Annotated in this window: 12 protein-coding genes and 1 CRISPR repeat array; all 12 genes read right to left on the minus strand. The window is 48.2% G+C overall.

Annotated elements, in window-relative coordinates:
* Positions 1-24: 24 nt before the first annotated feature.
* The 12 genes from cas2 to ALO_RS05955 all read right to left on the minus strand — a co-directional run bounded on the left by cas2 (position 25) and on the right by ALO_RS05955 (position 17,046).
* On the minus strand, positions 25-315 hold the full coding sequence (cas2, locus tag ALO_RS05900) for a CRISPR-associated endonuclease Cas2 (protein ID WP_004093883.1): 291 nt from the start codon (positions 313-315) through the stop codon (positions 25-27).
* 10 nt (positions 316-325) lie between these two features.
* Positions 326-1,357, minus strand: a complete 1,032-nt coding sequence (gene cas1c / locus ALO_RS05905) for a type I-C CRISPR-associated endonuclease Cas1c (protein ID WP_004093885.1) — start codon at positions 1,355-1,357, stop codon at positions 326-328.
* Positions 1,354-2,064 (minus strand): CRISPR-associated protein Cas4, encoded by a 711-nt coding sequence (cas4, locus tag ALO_RS05910; RefSeq protein WP_004093887.1) that lies wholly within the window; start codon positions 2,062-2,064, stop codon positions 1,354-1,356. Before cas4 ends, cas1c begins: the two co-directional genes overlap by 4 nt.
* Positions 2,051-2,962, minus strand: coding sequence for a type I-C CRISPR-associated protein Cas7/Csd2 (gene cas7c, locus ALO_RS05915; protein ID WP_004093888.1), 912 nt, complete (start codon positions 2,960-2,962; stop codon positions 2,051-2,053). The genes cas4 and cas7c overlap by 14 nt, the downstream gene beginning before the upstream one ends.
* 28 nt (positions 2,963-2,990) lie before the next feature.
* Positions 2,991-4,718, minus strand: a complete 1,728-nt coding sequence (gene cas8c / locus ALO_RS05920; RefSeq protein WP_004093890.1) for a type I-C CRISPR-associated protein Cas8c/Csd1 — start codon at positions 4,716-4,718, stop codon at positions 2,991-2,993.
* Positions 4,715-5,449 carry a type I-C CRISPR-associated protein Cas5c gene (gene cas5c, locus ALO_RS05925; RefSeq protein ID WP_004093892.1) on the minus strand — a complete coding sequence of 245 codons (735 nt, stop codon included), beginning with the start codon at positions 5,447-5,449 and terminating at the stop codon, positions 4,715-4,717. Before cas5c ends, cas8c begins: the two co-directional genes overlap by 4 nt.
* Before the next feature lie 15 nt (positions 5,450-5,464).
* A complete protein-coding gene (locus ALO_RS05930) occupies positions 5,465-7,729 on the minus strand; it encodes a CRISPR-associated helicase/endonuclease Cas3 (protein WP_004093895.1) in 2,265 nt (754 codons plus the stop codon).
* Between the two features lie 236 nt (positions 7,730-7,965).
* Positions 7,966-8,244 (minus strand): DUF3892 domain-containing protein, encoded by a 279-nt coding sequence (locus ALO_RS05935; RefSeq protein WP_004093896.1) that lies wholly within the window; start codon positions 8,242-8,244, stop codon positions 7,966-7,968.
* 718 nt (positions 8,245-8,962) lie between these two features.
* Positions 8,963-11,899: a CRISPR direct-repeat array (repeat unit 32 nt; unit sequence GTTTCAATCCACGTGCCCACACGGGGCACGAC).
* Between the two features lie 642 nt (positions 11,900-12,541).
* Positions 12,542-13,951 (minus strand): hypothetical protein, encoded by a 1,410-nt coding sequence (locus tag ALO_RS05940; protein WP_004093900.1) that lies wholly within the window; start codon positions 13,949-13,951, stop codon positions 12,542-12,544.
* Between the two features lie 118 nt (positions 13,952-14,069).
* Positions 14,070-14,282 (minus strand): hypothetical protein, encoded by a 213-nt coding sequence (locus ALO_RS05945; protein WP_004093901.1) that lies wholly within the window; start codon positions 14,280-14,282, stop codon positions 14,070-14,072.
* A 160-nt stretch (positions 14,283-14,442) separates the two neighbouring features.
* Positions 14,443-16,131, minus strand: a complete 1,689-nt coding sequence (locus ALO_RS05950) for a glutamine--tRNA ligase/YqeY domain fusion protein (protein WP_004093902.1) — start codon at positions 16,129-16,131, stop codon at positions 14,443-14,445.
* A gap of 324 nt (positions 16,132-16,455) precedes the next feature.
* Positions 16,456-17,046 carry a YqaA family protein gene (locus ALO_RS05955; protein WP_169313128.1) on the minus strand — a complete coding sequence of 197 codons (591 nt, stop codon included), beginning with the start codon at positions 17,044-17,046 and terminating at the stop codon, positions 16,456-16,458.
* Between the last annotated feature and the right edge of the window lie 262 nt (positions 17,047-17,308).

Below are 17,308 nucleotides of genomic sequence, written 5' to 3' on the forward strand. Positions count from 1 at the left end.
TCCAATGTTCGCTTAAGGTTCGCATCAAAGCATTAAAACCCCTTCCGGATCATATCCAACCTTAGCGCCAAAATGTTCTACTCTGTTTTTCCAATTGCTTCCCAGAAAATAATAGCGCAAACTGTCAGTATTTGGATCGACAATACTTTCTAATCGGTGTTTTAATTCGGCAAACTGTGTAGGATCGACCAAACATTCAAATACCGAATTTTGAACACGCTGCCCATAATTGACACATTGCTTAGCTACTCGGCGAAGCCGACTCTTGCCTAAGTCGGTTGTCACATTCACATCATAGGTAATCAGCACTAACATGCCTATGACCTCACTTCCAGAAAAATGGCGGATAATCTTCCAGATCGCCCCTCAGGTGCCTAGCCAAGAGCAGGGCTTGGACATAAGGAACAAGTCCCAACGGAATTTTCTCTTCTAAATAAGGATGGGTGATTTCCTCTTGTTTTCGTTTTTGCCAGGAAGTAAGTACTTCTTTGCGTGTTTCATCGCTCATGATGACAGCGCCGTTTTCTTTCACGACAAAGCCGGCTTCAGAAATCTGATTGCGGTTGATTAGCGTTACTGCCAATCGATCCGCAAAGTGAGGCCGTAGTTCTTCCATAACATCCAGTGCGAGGCTTTGTCGTCCGGGCCGGTCTCGATGCAAAAAACCAACCTGTGGATCCAGACCGACACTTTCCAGAGCTGCTGCAACTTCATGAGAGAGCAGTGTGTACAGGAATGACAGCAAAGCATTGACCCGATCTGTCGGCGGTCGTCTGTTACGGCCGAAAATGGGAAAGCCGTCTTTTTGACTGACTATTAATTGATTGAAGTTAGAAAAATAAAGATGCGCCGCTTCTCCTTCAATCCCTCGTACTGTATTGCCATCCAATGCTTTTTCTAGTCGCTCCGGCATCCTCGCCAAACACGCCATAGCATACTCCAACGCCTTATTGTCGACAACCTTCCCGTGGTCTCGGAGGGCGCGATGCAATACCGCCCTGCTGTTGATAATCTTTGCTGCAATAAATCGCCGTGACAACCGAACGGATATCTCCTTATCATCGGCCCAGCGATATTGCGTCCGTCGGAGTAAAACGTTGCCTGAAACATTACCTGTTATACGCCCCATAAACTTGCCGTATTCGTTTAAAAATGAAAGAGCTACCCCGCGTTCGCAGCACAAATACATAAGCTTGGGACTGGCTCCGGCAAAGCCAAAACAGACAATACCCTCCAAGTTATGCACTGGCACTCGAAACCGAATTTCATTATCTACTTTCACTAACACATTCTCGCCATCGCAGGCTAAATAGGCATCCGGTAAGGTAACATACAGCGTATTCAGAAGTCGCCTCAAGAATGATCTACCTCCACATGGCACATGCGCGCCAAATAGCTTTCTACTGAACGATGACGCAACATCCATTGCGGCTGACATTGTTCAACCAGAGAGCACTGAGAGCAGTGTTTCCCCTTCTGCGGCTTTGGAGTGATTTCTTCCCTGGCAAGCTGATGCATGCGTGTGGCCAATTCAACAGTATGCTGCCGCAGAGCTATATCGAAGAAAACCGATTCACGATGTTTAGTTTGTCCATAGAAAAGAAAGCCGGACGGGATAGAGATTACCATCATTTCTTCCAAAGCCATAGCTTGAGCGCAAAGCTGAACAGCATCTCGATCATCAGGTTTGGGACGGCCTCGCTTATACTCGACCGGAACAGGCCTCCACCAGCCCTCACGCTTTTCCAGCCGGCACATTTCACCGCTCACAACTTCCTGACTCTGGTGAAATTCCACCACATCGGCAACACCCCGCAGGCCAATCTGATACGAAACTAATGGCATGGCCCGTATAACCCGCAGAGTTTTACGGGTTTCATCCTTATAGGGATCATCTGCTCGCTCATGGAGATGCTTGCCCTCTACGGTCCGGACATTCTCCGCCCACACTTGTTCCAAGTGTATAAGAGCCCACTGTCGCTCACAAAAGGCGATATGTTGGATACCTGAAAGTAAAAGAAGATCATCGTCGGAATATTTCTTTTCAGTTTCAAAGTTTCTCAATGAATGTCACGCCTTGCGGAATATCGTCTGTGCTCACAGAAATAACATAATCACTGAAATCTCTTGCTGGTTTGCCAGTATCTTTTCGCTTTATTTTTATAGCGTCAAACAGCTTCTGAACCGGAGCATCCCCCATCTTAGACGCATGTTCAAAAACAAACAGCTTTCTTGTTCCCATTAACCCTCGGGCAGCCGAACGATCATGCTCGAACATTTTTTCAAGCGCTTCCCAAAGAAGTTCCAGATCCTCTTGTGAAAAACCGGTCTGATTTGCCAACGGTGCTGAAATAAAACCATGGGCGCGATAAAGTCCATAGGGAACAGTAAACTTCCGGCCCATTGTACGATTATCGCCACCTTGCTTTTCCGCCTCAGCTTCTGTTGCAACCGCCATACGAGTAATGCTATGCTCAAGGGACACAATAGGTTCTACCGAGCGTGCAAAGGTAAACTGCACTGGGCCGCGAACTTGTCCGGCATTAGCTCCCGTTGATAGAACAGCTCCAAATGTTCTAATGTCAAAAAAGTTTTGACACATAAATTGCTTGGCCCGATCCACCTCTTTCCCTTGACCCTGCCCGGGCTTATTTCGCTTTTTACCATCTGCCGAATCGGTCGGAGGTTGTTGCAAATCAATATTTAAGCTAGCATAAGCCTGCTCAATCGTATTGTTTAATATAGATTTTTCTTTAACGAAAATTCCATAAGGAGCTTTTTCTTCTTGTTTTAGGCTAACATAATTCCTTACTTTTCTTTTTAAACAAACATCGGTAACCAGCCCATGTCCTGTTTCTGCATCTACACGGGGTAAATTGCCCGCATCCGGATCTCCATTAGGATTTCCGTCTTTAACGTCAAATAATATGACAAAATCATAACGTTTTTGAATGGTACTCATATTTTACACCCTTTCTAAATTTTTTTATTCATTTGTCACTTTCCGCAACACCTTTGCTAGTGAAAAAATCTTGCCGCTGATGATAATAGCCGATGGCGAAACGTCCTTGCTCGTGCAAATCAAGCTGGGCGGGAAAGTCTTTTAAATTTCCGATGATTTCACCCAATAACCGTTCAAAATTCACTACTCTTCCTTTATTGTCGAGTTTTGCAAGATGGTGATTTTTAAGGCGAAGCAGATTCGTAAAGACAGTTACCGGGGTTGCACAGGCGGCACCGTAAAAACGCTCTCGGATAGTAGCATTGATTCCTGGATTCGCCTCTTCTTGAATCTTTTCCAGTGTGGCAAATAACCTTCCCAGTTGATAACCGATTGAGGGTTGTGAAATATCCAATTCCATCTGAACCTCCCTTTGGTTTTGATCAGGATAAAATTGATAATAACGATTTAAATAGGCTTTAATCAACGCCGCCCGAACTGGTTTAACCCTGTTTTCCGTATCGCTGCGGATTCGCCGCAACACGGCTTGCAGCAATGTAGCCGGATAAGGCATTCCTGTCAAAATGGATCGCATGAAATCCCCGGCAAGATTCGGCGGAATATTTTCGCTCTTATCTTGGGTAGCGATATTTACTAAGATGCGCCAAATAGAATAATACTCCGGCTCTCTAGGTGGTTTGACAATGGCAAAATCCTTAAAGTATTGATGAATCCGAACGGCAATTTCGGCAATGGTTCCAATCTGCCAAAAGCGAACAGCAATGCGAGCGGCATTAGGGGCCAGCCCCAAGATGTAGAATGGGGTCTTGCCGTCATCTTCCCGATAAGCGCCGCTATGAATTGACTCAAATAATGCCTTAACATTTTGCGTGCCTGCATCAGGATTGTCTTTTTCCGGTTCTTCAAAAAAGGAAGAGAACTCGGATTCAAAGGATGATTGCTTTTTTGACCAAAAGACAGTGGAGGCATCTCCGATCAAAAGACGTTGTTTAGAATCTCTTCCCAGCAGTGTATTGATAGCAGTTGTATAAGAAAATTCAGCCTCAGCGCCTACCGGTGCATTAAACCCTTGCTCTTTCCCGTATGACTTAAAGGCATCAAGATTAAAAGAAACAATATTAGCTCCTGCAGTTTGAGCACCATACACCCCCTTAATGGATGTATGAAGCACTTTGATCCTCGCATTCTTCCCTGTTACCAGGCAAGTTCCTGATATATCATTTGAGCTTTGGCTTGTTGAAGAAAGCCTTGATACAACATCAGGATGGCGACATATTAAAAATGAGTCTGCACTCATTCGAAAAGAGAGATTGGGGTTTGATGCAGAGATTTCTTGCCAGCATTCCTCTTGTGAGAGTCTTTCTTCTGTAACGTTTGTAAGGAAAGCAATGACTGCTTGGACAACTTTAATATCCCCAAGTTCATTTGTTAAACGGTCAATAAAAGCATTCTTTTGTTTAATAGCACGTTCATTGTTTCCTTTTGTAGCAATCCCCAATACATATCCGGCATTTTCCCAAAGAAGATTAGCGGCAATCCCCGATGTCTTTTTTTCTGCTTGAGGTACCAGAAAGGCTTTTGCTCTTTTTTTCTTTCCTTCACCTTCCCGCGTATCCTCAATTTGCATCAAATTCCCCGCATGATCTAAGACAATAATAAAAGGTATTTCTTTCTTTTCCCAGCCTTCTGGCGCAATATCGCTCTCAGGATCGGATGCCTTACGGTCATAATATTCCTTCAACGCCTGCAGTATCATCCCCGCACCTCCACTTCCCTGCGGTCTGCATTCACTGCCCCATTTTCAATCCAGGCCCGGAAAAATAAAGGTATCGGGTCATTTTCATCTTTTTCAAAATCCATATCATACAGCATAAACCCTAGATCCCGCGTTTCTTCAATCAACTCAACCGGCTCCTTCTGGGGATCTACCAGCCTGAAATCACAGGCAAATTCCCGGCAACCTAAATAAGGCCGGTGAAAGCACTGGCCTTTTTTTGCCCGCCGTTCAAACATGGCTGCATATTTTGCCTCGGTTTCATCCAAGCGTATTTTTTCCGCCAGTTCTTGCTCATCTGCCCAAAATTCAGGCGAGACTGAATGATTTGCTTTCCTTTGATCCGGGGGGATAAAGTCGAAATAGCCATAAATACGATACCTGACATCCCTCAGAAAGAGTCCGGCCCGTTGTTGGCGTTCATCTTCAATAAAAATACCCATAGGTTCGCCTAATGCGCCAGCCATCTGCTTTGCTGTAGGATTAGGCATCTTTCTCCCCACTTCATTACGGCGAACAGAAATCCATTTAATCGGGTTAATCACTTCGATTTTTGTTACGTTCCAGCGAATGGCCGGTTTCCAGAGAATGGACTCAAAGATAGCTCTGGCTGCCGATGGCGTCATCACATCGTAACTTACCCGTTCCACTTTCATTTCCGGACGGGTGAAACAAGCATAGTCGCCCCATACTTCTAAACACCAGTTATGCATTTTATCAACTCCTTCCTAAATAATAAATGAATCTGGATCAAAAGGGGTTTCATCAACTAAAAGACCTGTATCCCTGGAATAATCCAGATTAGTTGCCAGTGCAAAAATGTTAGGCTGCACTTCTTCAATTGCTCCTCGCTGTTGCATATGATAAAAATCAGTATTGTAGATATTCACGGTATATCGTTGAATCTTCCTCATCAACCAACGGTCCGGCCCTCTTGATTTTAGTAAATCAATCAATTTTTCACTTTCATCATACCGGACAATAATTGTTTTTAGCTGAGAATCATCGATTATACGGAATATTTCCGCTGCCGTTCGAAAATAAATACTGCATTCTTGGGAATCAGGCTTTAGATACCTAAGAATCTCTTTTTCATCCAGCGAATTAGCCTTCCAATATAATTCTGAGAAATATCGTTCATATACAGCATGATCTGACGGATCCTGACACCCGCTCAAAAATATGCTGCGAGTCGTTTCTTCCGCTTTGCGAAGAATCCCTATGGGAGCTTTTTTCGGCGCATTAAAGACAATGACCTGTCCCAGTCCGGATAGTTTACCCTCCCGGTTGCAGCGGCCTGCTGCCTGAGCAATAGAATCCAACCCGGCAAGAGCCCGGTAAACGACCGGGAAATCCATGTCCACACCTGCTTCCACAAGCTGAGTGCTAATCACCCGAACCGGCTCTTTATTTTTTAATTTTTGTTTGATCTTCTCGATAATTTCAGTGCGATGCCGGCCGCACATCAAAGCCGATAAATGAAACGTTCCCTCAGGCATTAAACCATGCAGTGTACGGCAGCTTTTTCGGTCGGAAACAATGCACAATACTTGTTCATATTGCTTTAATGCGGCCGCAATATCTTCCCAAACGGATGGAGTGCGAATATCTTCCGGTAATTGAACCTGATACCGTTTTAGTGAATCATAAAGTGATTTTACCTCTTCCCGATTCCCCATGATCTCTTTGATATTCTTCAACCCCGGAAACGATTTTCCATCCACTATTCGCTCACCGAAGGCCGGTTGGGTTGCGGTGGAAATGATAAAAGTAACATGATAATGTGCTACCAGCAGTTGCATGGTCTCAAGAATAGGGGCTAAATATTCAACCGGCACTAATTGGGCTTCATCTAACACCACTACTGAATTTACAATATTGTGCAGCTTACGGCAGCGGCTGGACTTAGCGGCGAAAAGCGATTCGAAAAATTGCACCGTAGTAGTAACTATGATGGGAGCATCCCAATTTTCTGAAGCCAAGCGAGATTTTACAGTAGAATCATCTTCGTCCAAACTGGAATGATGTTCTACTACTTGATCGGCTCCCACCACTGAACGGAATACATCGGCATTTTGCTCGATAATGCTGGTGTAAGGGATTACATAAATAATCCGGTCCAAGTCATGCTTTTTAGCATGCTCAAGGCCAAATGCAAGGCCTGACAATGTTTTTCCACCGCCTGTCGGCACTGAAAGAGAAAAAATGCCCTGTGGCTTTTGAGCCATTTGTATACACTTTTCCCGGATACTTCTTCGAATTGCATTAACTTTCGTATTTTCCGCTGTTTCATCTAGTTTCTTACTGAATTGATGAAATCGTTCCAAGAGTTCCGGGATAGAACAATAGTCACCTCTGATACCGGCCTGAGCGTCGTCCATATAAGATTCCGTATCCAAGAAATCCGCATCCACCAGGCATGAGTACAGCATCCTGATCCACAAAGACACATCCAGTCCTCTTGAAAATTTCCAGGGAGGCGTTCCCGGCTTTGAGGATTGCATTTTATCTAAAATAAATCCAGCAACATTATTTAAATCCTTTACATGATCCTCCTGAAACTGCAACGAGGATTGTCCCGCCCCTTCGGCGCTGGACCAATCCGGCAAACCTGCATGATGCCCGGCAATACAATATGCCAATAACCTTCCAGGTCCTTTTCCTAAGATATCTTCCGTCAGTCTTGCTCCGTGAATAGCATGAGGTACTTTCCCTGATTTCCCTTCTAAATGCGCTTCTTCATCATAACCACTTTTAGCACCGATATATTTTTGCCATTCTGGCCTGCCTTTGCCTGCATCATGAGCCAATCCGGCTATCTTTCCCCATTTTCCGGAATGAAACTTGGCGGCAAAAGTTTCTGCTAATCCTGCGGTGCCATCCAAGTGTTGAGATAATAAATGCGGAGAAGCCCATGTGCCGTCATCGTTTTTACGCACATGGGCGATGAATTCATTTTGACTCAAAGGAAAAAAACGATTCAATAAACTCACCTCAGTTTAAGGGTACTTCCTGAATAGTGGAATCCTGTCGAAAATTACATTACTATACTATTGATTTGAGTTTCACACTTTTTCCATGAACTCCTGCATCTGGATCGAAAAATCCTATATTTTATAAAATTCTGCGTTTCCTTTTGAAAATAAGTAGAGAAATTTACTAACCCCTCGCCGGGTAGAGAGGCCACCCAAAGGTGGCCTGAAGGCTTATACAACCCCGGCGTTGGGTATCATTCCCGCGGCAATTTCAGCAGATTATCATGCGGAGAATCATTTGCTTGAGATCGCACATATTTTTCATCATAAGCACTAAGTGCCGGTAAAAGGTCAGGGAAAGGAGCAATATTCACTTGAATTGAACGAGGATTTTGCACCAAACAATCATAAACTGCTGCCTTTTTGTAAAAGCCCGGATTGATACAATCAGCTACATAAATTTCATCAATTTCCACTAAGTTATTTGAGAAATGACAACCCGATTTCATTTTTATTTTTGTTGCTTTCATCATTATACCTTCCTCCAATTTTCGGTTGATTGGAATCAAAAGACCTGTACATTTTTGCATTCACTCCTTTCCGCTGTACATAAACTGGCGGAAAGTAATTGACAATGCATACAATTCTGCAGTAAAGTATAGCAAACAGCTTATTAATAGTATGCATGTCTTACTTGCCTTGTCCTGATAGAGGGGATCAGCCTCTGTTGGGGCAATTTTCTTTTAATTCTCAAGATTATTGTATTATACTTCCTCTTTTTTGTAAAGTATATATAATATTTCTTTTTGAATAATAATATATCATTCGAAATATAGAAATAATTGATTTGGATTTTGGATAAACTATGCTATATTACTATTGTCAGATGAAACATCTGTGGATTGAAACGAATGTAATATCAGTATTTCAAAAAAGAACTAACACAGAACTAAAAACAGACACGGTTAATCAACCGTGTCTGTTTTTAGTTCTGTCAGGCCGTCGAAAAGCGGGGTTGGGAGATCGTTTATCTCTCCCAGTCTTCCGCAATCACTTGTTTCTTGGAAAAATCTGTTCCAAATCGACTCTTAGTCATTTAAACTATTTTGGTCAAATGCCTTACAATATGCAATGTATGCCTTGCTGTCCCATCTGAGTAACCTTTAAACTGCCCTTTTATACTAAATTCAACCGTTTTCCTTGATCACGGGGATGACCATCGCTGGCCAGCGGCAGTTGTCGCCAGTCGCTGTTTCAATCCACGTGCCCACACGGGGCACGACTTTATCCAGCGGCGATTAGTGGCTTATCGCCAATGTTTCAATCCACGTGCCCACACGGGGCACGACGGTTTCAGGTTGGTAATGTCCAGACGCTTGAAGGTTTCAATCCACGTGCCCACACGGGGCACGACTGCTATTCCAGTTCGCTTTTTCCGCGTCTGTTGCGTTTCAATCCACGTGCCCACACGGGGCACGACGTTATGTGCGCGGCGGAGTACTGGACGAAGAATTGTTTCAATCCACGTGCCCACACGGGGCACGACAGGCGGTTACGGAAACGATGTTTGTATATCCGGGTTTCAATCCACGTGCCCACACGGGGCACGACGATAGATACAAACACGTCCCGTGTGCCTAAATTATGTTTCAATCCACGTGCCCACACGGGGCACGACGCATAGGTTAAGGTGGTGTAAAGGTCATCTTCTTGTTTCAATCCACGTGCCTACACGGGGCACGACATCTGCGCTAATTTAAGACGGTTTGCCGTTGCAAGTTTCAATCCACGTGCCCACACGGGGCACGACATCAGGGGGGGAGAAAAGGGCTGGATGGTCAAGTTTCAATCCACGTGCCCACACGGGGCACGACTACATCGACCCCGAACTCTACGCCCTAATGACCGTTTCAATCCACGTGCCCACACGGGGCACGACAAGGATGGCAAACGTTTATGATAAATGGTCAAAAGTTTCAATCCACGTGCCCACACGGGGCACGACGTATGTTTTGCTATACCAAAAATCCATTTTATAGGTTTCAATCCACGTGCCCACACGGGGCACGACGAAAGGAGCAGGCGGCGGAAGTAGCGATACATGAAGTTTCAATCCACGTGCCCACACGGGGCACGACGCAATCACAGCCTTAAACAGCGCCGTCCAGGACCTGTTTCAATCCACGTGCCCACACGGGGCACGACACGGAAGGCATTATGCAGGCGCAAAGTCTGGAGTTTCAATCCACGTGCCCACACGGGGCACGACTCTTATCGGCACATACCCATGAGTTGTCTTGCTGGTTTCAATCCACGTGCCCACACGGGGCACGACGCAGGCCCCCATAAATCACCTCTACTGCTGCAGTGTTTCAATCCACGTGCCCACACGGGGCACGACCTGCTGTGGTGCACTCTAAATATGCCCAGGATGGTTTCAATCCACGTGCCCACACGGGGCACGACATACGCTGGAGTTGTCGCCGCCTTTCTCCACGGTTTCAATCCACGTGCCCACACGGGGCACGACTTTCGCGGTAAATGCCGCCAAATACTCAAAAGAAGTTTCAATCCACGTGCCCACACGGGGCACGACCTGATGGGCCAGATGCTTCCCGGAGGGCTTGATGCGTTTCAATCCACGTGCCCACACGGGGCACGACAGAAACTGGGGTTGAACCTAGAATGGATTAAAGGTTTCAATCCACGTGCCCACACGGGGCACGACATGGCTGCTTTGCTGAACTAAAAATGCTGCTTGCCAGTTTCAATCCACGTGCCCACACGGGGCACGACTAGGGTCGCCATCTTTTCTGCCGTCTCCAGGCAGCGTTTCAATCCACGTGCCCACACGGGGCACGACACCTTGCAGGCACGGGATAATCACCTGATTGATATTGTTTCAATCCACGTGCCCACACGGGGCACGACTTTCGCCCCTCTTTCTTGTTTTTTCTCATGATAGGTTTCAATCCACGTGCCCACACGGGGCACGACGTCAAACTGCTGCCACGCCTTATCCGTATCGAGTTTCAATCCACGTGCCCACACGGGGCACGACGAGCCTACCTGGGCAGTACGCTTATCCATGAGGTTTCAATCCACGTGCCCACACGGGGCACGACCAAAGCTGTTAAGCCGCTTGATATTCGTCTTATTGTTTCAATCCACGTGCCCACACGGGGCACGACTGGCGTAAGAGGAGTTGGGATGACCACAAATATAGTTTCAATCCACGTGCCCACACGGGGCACGACGCCGCCCTTTGGGGTGGTATTTCTTTATGTTGTCGTTTCAATCCACGTGCCCACACGGGGCACGACGGGAGCTCAAGCAGGCGACGCAGCCTGACACACTGGTTTCAATCCACGTGCCCACACGGGGCACGACCATAAACGTGACGCAATTCTGCAGCGGGATAACTACGTTTCAATCCACGTGCCCACACGGGGCACGACTGGATGGTGGTTTGATTATTCGCCAACGGAAAAACGTTTCAATCCACGTGCCCACACGGGGCACGACCTGCAGCCACACCACCGGCCACACCGGTTATTATAGTTTCAATCCACGTGCCCACACGGGGCACGACGTAGTTTGATCATAAGATCACCTCATTTTCAAAACGGTTTCAATCCACGTGCCCACACGGGGCACGACGAGGCATGCTGCGGGACATCGCCCAGTTTTCATAAGTTTCAATCCACGTGCCCACACGGGGCACGACAGATAGTCGCTTAAGTTTACGTCGATCATAGAGGTTTCAATCCACGTGCCCACACGGGGCACGACGGAAGGAAAAAAGAATAAACATTACCTATAACTGGTTTCAATCCACGTGCCCACACGGGGCACGACGATATAAACCGCTGTTGGGCAGTTGTATTCATTTGTTTCAATCCACGTGCCCACACGGGGCACGACCATGTTAAAATTTTCGTCAACCTCCACCAGTTCAGTTTCAATCCACGTGCCCACACGGGGCACGACCTCCTGGCTTATATCGAGCAGGTTGAGCAGGAGCGGTTTCAATCCACGTGCCCACACGGGGCACGACTGCCGCCGTGGATAATCTGGTTTTTACTTACGCGTTTCAATCCACGTGCCCACACGGGGCACGACGCCGTATGCTCTGATAAGTCTTCGCTAAACGCATGTTTCAATCCACGTGCCCACACGGGGCACGACTGTCAAACTCATGATACATTAAAATCATGCATCAAAACACATGATTTTGCGAATCAAAAGTTCATTCACTTGAAATAAAGCATTTTGTACCTAACTCAACATCAATTATCCTGTAAACTACACGCCTTGCGAACTACCTTGAGTTCCAATGTTCGCTTGGGGTTCGCATCAAAGCATTAAGACTCCTCTCGGATCATATCCGGCCTTAGCTTCAAAATATTCTACTTTATTTCTCCAGTTACTTTTAATGATTTAGAATGCTTTTCTTCAAGTTTCATTAACGCCCACCCGTTATTGCCGCCATTACATTTTACAATTTTCTATATTCTTTTTTCCATATTCTTCATCAATCTCCTGTATCCCGAACAAAAAAGTCCTACGCTTTACTTCTACAAGAAAGCACTCCCGGCCCTAAAAAGTCGCGAGTGCTTTCTTGATGATTCTTTCCACACAAAACGTAATTGTTGCTTTTAGTCGTAACTGTCGCCCTCCTGAACACCCCGTATCTCACTTTTTCCTTTCACTTCAATCTTGGTACCAGTCATAACTCAAAGTCCCAGATCCATTTTCCCTGCAACCTGATAAAGGGAACAGTCTTACCATGCTGGTGGATATAGTAGACGATAAATTCCCGCCATCTCTCTAAACCAAAAACATCGCCACAATCGTCGTCACCACCAACCCCACGACCACCGGCACCAGATTCCTCCTGGCCAATTCAAATGGATCCACGCCGCAAATAGCAGCCGCCGGAATCAGCGCCCAGGGTATAAGTGTTCCGCCTCCTACCCAGACAGCGGCAATCTGTCCCAACGCAGTGAGAGTTTCGATGCCCGATCCAATAGCCACCGAAAACAATCTGGCGATGGAGCCGGCCAGGGAGATGCCCGAGAAGCCGGAGCCGTCCAGGCCGGTGATGGCGCCTACCAGGGTGAGGGTGACCGCGCCTACGCCGGCATTTAGGGGTACGGTGCGGGCCAGGGCCAGGCCTAAGTCATTGACTAAGCCTTGGGAACCGGGTGGCAGGACTTTGCCGAAAAGAGTTACCAGGGCGGCGTCCCCCAGGTAGAAAAAGGCGGCAATAGGGATGACCGGGCCGAAGATTTTAAAGCCGAACTGAAATCCTTCCACCAGGTAGCCGGTTATCTGCTCCAGACCTTCCCCCCGGTGGGCCAGCATGGCAATGGTGATGAGAATGAGAACCGCCGTTCCGCCGATCAGCGCGGTGGCGTCCCCTCCCTGAAGCTTGGCCTGGTACATGACGAATACGTCCAGGGCAAACATCACCGGGATCAGGACCGCCAAATAGCACTGAGCCGGTTTGGAGAGAAAGTTCGGTGAGCTGTTTTTGCCGAAGCGGGCGTTTGTGTTCTCCCGGTCGGCGCCGTTGCTCGCGGCCTGGAGGGCGCCGCTGGCCAAGTCCCGCCGCAGCAGCCAGAACGCTGTCACAGTGGTAACCACCCCCATGATCAACACCAAGGGTACGCTGGCCGTCACTACACTGGCGGTGGAAATGCCGGCGGCGTCCGCCGTCAGCTTGGGAGCGCCCTGGATGACAAAGTCGCTGGACAGGGCAATGCCGTGGCCGAACAGGTTCATGGCCATGGCCACCCCAATCGCCGGCAAACCTACCCGGATTGCTACCGGCAGGAGCACCGCTCCCATCAGGGCCACAGCCGGCGATGGCCAGAAAAACCAGGAAATGGTCATCATCAGGATCCCGATCACCCAGAAAGCCCGGGCCGGGGTCCGGATCAGGCCGGCAAAGGGCGAAATCATCATCTCGTTGATGCCGCTGTAGAGCAGCACCCTGCTCATAGCCGTAATGATCGAGATGATCAGAATGGTCCCCAGCAGTTCGGTAATGGCATAGATAAAGCTGGTAAATACGCCGGTTACCGCCAGATAGACTGACTGCTTGGCCAGAAGACCCAGGACAAAAATACCGGCAATGCACACCAAGGTTGTATCACGCCGCAGCAGCATAAAACCCAGAATCAGGATGATAAACGACAGATACACCCAGTGCATAATACCCAGCGTAACTGGCATACCCTCTCTCCCCCTTTGCTGTCTTACCACAATAATATATGTCACAGACAGCCGGGAGGTCCCAGGAACAAAAAAACTGCTGTCGCTCATGCAACAGCAGTTTTCGTGAAAATTCCGGTCAACCGGGCAATACGTTGCGCACGGCCTTTAAAAGTACGCCCAATACAAACAGGGCCGGCCCGATAAAGATAACGGTGAAATAGCCGTACAGGCCAAAATGCAGATAGATGAAGTCCTGGATACTTCCAAACCCTATCAAAGAACCCATTACCACAACCGCAGTAGTAAAAATGGCGCCAACGCCGATGAACACGTCAGTCACGTACCCCATGTCACACATCCTCCTTGGTTCCGTCGATAAGCATTCCGAACAAATCTTATAAATCTCCTTTGACGGACATGTGACAAAATCCTGCTCACAGGAATATCTTTAGGAAAATAATCCTATCAAATTGGTAAAAAAGCATCAAATGCAGAGAGTATTTCCCAATTTATGCTTTTTGCTGCTCTTTGACCCATGAATCCTTCAATCCGACAATCCGGTTGAACACCAGCGCCCCCGGCTTAGAGTCGCGGCTGTCCAGGCAGAAATATCCCTGCCGCAGGAACTGGAAGCGGTCGCTGACGGTCGCTTGGGCCAGGTTTTCTTCCACCATGCAGGTTGTGAGTTTTTCCATGGAGTTAGGGTTCAGGCGGGCTATAAAATCGGTCTGTTCGGTTTCTTCCGTTTTGTCATCCACCAGCAGATAGTCATAGAGACGAACTTCGGCGGCAATGGCGTGAGGGGCGGAAACCCAGTGAAGAGTCCCCTTTACCTTGCGGCCGGACTGGCTGCCGCCGCTTTTGGTTTCCGGGTCATAGGTGCAGTGCACTTCTGTCACCCGGCCGGAGGCGTCCTTAACTACGGATTCGCATTTGATGATATAGGCGTGCTTCAGGCGGACTTCCTGTCCGGGGGTCAGGCGGAAGAACTTTTTAGGCGGCACTTCCATGAAATCTTCCTGTTCAATGTAGAGTTCCCGGCCAAAGGGCAGTTTGCGGGAGCCCATCTCCGGATGTTCCGGATGATTCTCCGCATCCAGCCATTCGGTCTGGCCGGCGGGGTAATTATCAATGACCACTTTTAAGGGGCGCAGCACCGCCATGACACGCCTGCCGCGGTTGTTCAGGTCCTCCCGGATGCAGTGCTCCAGCAGGGAAATATCCACCACGCTGTTGGCCTTGGCCACGCCGATGCGCTCGCAGAAATCCCGGACAGCCTCGGGCGTATAGCCCCGGCGGCGCAGGCCCGAGATAGTGGGCATGCGGGGATCGTCCCAGCTGCTGACCCGTCCCTGCTCCACCAGTTGACGCAAAAAGCGCTTGCTCATGATGGTGTTGGTCAGGTTCAGCCGGGCAAATTCGATCTGCTGGGAGCGGAAAATTCCCAGAGTCTCCAGCGTCCAGTCATAGAGGGGGCGGTGGTCTTCAAATTCCAGGGTGCAGATAGAGTGAGTAATATTTTCTATGGAATCGGATATGGGATGGGCATAATCATACATGGGATAGATGCACCATTCATTCCCGGTCCGGTGATGCTCGGATTTCATGATCCGGTACAGAACAGGGTCTCGCATATTCAGATTGGGAGAAGCCATATCAATTTTGGCCCGCAGCACCCGGGCGCCGTCGGGGAATTCGCCGTTTTTCATGCGGGTGAACAGATCGAGATTTTCTTCAATCGAACGGTTGCGGTAAGGACTCTCTTTTCCCGGCTCGGTAAGAGTCCCCCTGTACTCTCGCATTTCCTGGGGGGTCAGGTCGCAGACATAAGCCTTGCCCAGCTCAATCAGCTGCACGGCATATTCATAGATCTGAGGAAAATAGTCCGAAGCGTAGTGTCTGCGATCGCCCCAGTCAAAGCCCAGCCAGTGGACATCCTCCTGAATGGAATCGACATATTCCACGTCTTCCTTGGTGGGGTTGGTATCGTCAAACCGCAGGTTGCACAGGCCGCCGTTCTGGACAGCAATGCCGAAATTGAGGCAGATGGATTTGGCATGTCCGATGTGCAGGTAGCCGTTTGGCTCTGGCGGGAACCGGGTCTGCACCCTGCCGTCATGCTTATTGTTCTTCTTATCATCGTTAATGATGGCTTGAATAAAATTGGTTGAAACAACCGGGCTGTTAGGCTCTGTCATCGCCGCTAACTCCTTTTTCTCTGTCATATAGTTTCATTTTTTATCTTGTTGTAGTTCGTCACCTGCAGCGCATTTCCTGTCAGAAATGAAAAGTTCCGCGCAAATTCTCCCTTATTTTACCCCGAAACTGGAAATAAATATGATCATCCAGCGCATATCTTTATACTACAATGCTTCCGGAAATGGTGCAACCTTCTTATCTCCAGGCTTTTTTGACAAAAAAAGGGGCTGTCGCCTGACAGCCCCTTTCCGGTAAGGATGAAACAGCAGTTAAAGCGCGTCTGCCGGTGAGTCGGTGAGCCCCGAAAAGCATATTTCCCGGATCTACGAAGCGCCATTGGTCTTATTGCCGGTAAAGAACAATTTAAAAGAATAATAGGATATGACAATCGTCATGATCAAGCCGCCGGTGAGTATCAGGTTCCCGTCCAGATAGCGCTGGGCCGTTTCTACTAAGGCCGGGCCGAAAAAATAAATCAGAATTCCTTCCAGCAAAAACCGTTTGCTCCTGCCCAGGAGGGTGACGAAAAGAAACAGGCGCAGGTTCAGGTTGAGGACGCCGGCGCTGATCGACACGAATTTGTAGGGAATCGGCGCTATGGCGCCCCAGAACACCGCCCAGGCGCCATGCTTTTCTATCAGGTTCTGAATCCTGGTCCAGTGCTGTTCCGGGATGTATTTGGTGATGCACAGAGGACCCAGCTTATGGCCGATCAAATAGCCGATAAAGCCGCCCATCACCGACGCCGCCGTGGCTACCAAGCCGTAGTAAACCGCCCCGCTGGGGTTGGCGATGCACAGGGGAATCATGAGGATATCAGGCATGACCGGTGAAATAAAGGAATCGGCAAAGGCCAGGATAAACAGTCCCCAAACCCCATTTTCCCGGCAAAACGTCAGCAGGTACTCCAGCAAGTCGGCCTCCTCCCCCTTTGTGGTCTTTTCCCCCAGCGCACGCATAGTATTCCCATCTTCCCAAGCTCATCTGCAGCCTCACACCCGGGGACCGTTCAAAAAGGTTCAGATGCTGGGTAAGAGCAACGCTTGCGTTGCCATACTGAAGAATTTAGGTGACTTTTCGGCTCATGAGAAAACATCCGCTACTACCTCTCTCCCGAAAAGTCACAAATTCTGATAGCGCGACGAGGACGCGCGTGAGACTGTACGTTCGGAAGGT

The organism is Acetonema longum DSM 6540 (genome assembly GCF_000219125.1).
GTDB lineage: Bacteria > Bacillota > Negativicutes > Sporomusales > Acetonemataceae > Acetonema > Acetonema longum.

Bases quoted from the DNA above. Each gene is read 5' to 3' on its own strand.
- cas2 (WP_004093883.1), bottom strand. From the start codon at position 315: ATGTTAGTGCTGATTACCTATGATGTGAATGTGACAACCGACTTAGGC.
- cas7c (WP_004093888.1), bottom strand. From the start codon at position 2,962: ATGAGTACCATTCAAAAACGTTATGATTTTGTCATATTATTTGACGTT.
- cas8c (WP_004093890.1), bottom strand. From the start codon at position 4,718: ATGATACTGCAGGCGTTGAAGGAATATTATGACCGTAAGGCATCCGAT.
- cas5c (WP_004093892.1), bottom strand. From the start codon at position 5,449: ATGCATAACTGGTGTTTAGAAGTATGGGGCGACTATGCTTGTTTCACC.
- ALO_RS05935 (WP_004093896.1), bottom strand. From the start codon at position 8,244: ATGATGAAAGCAACAAAAATAAAAATGAAATCGGGTTGTCATTTCTCA.
- ALO_RS05940 (WP_004093900.1), bottom strand. From the start codon at position 13,951: ATGCCAGTTACGCTGGGTATTATGCACTGGGTGTATCTGTCGTTTATC.
- ALO_RS05945 (WP_004093901.1), bottom strand. From the start codon at position 14,282: ATGGGGTACGTGACTGACGTGTTCATCGGCGTTGGCGCCATTTTTACT.
- ALO_RS05950 (WP_004093902.1), bottom strand. From the start codon at position 16,131: ATGACAGAGCCTAACAGCCCGGTTGTTTCAACCAATTTTATTCAAGCC.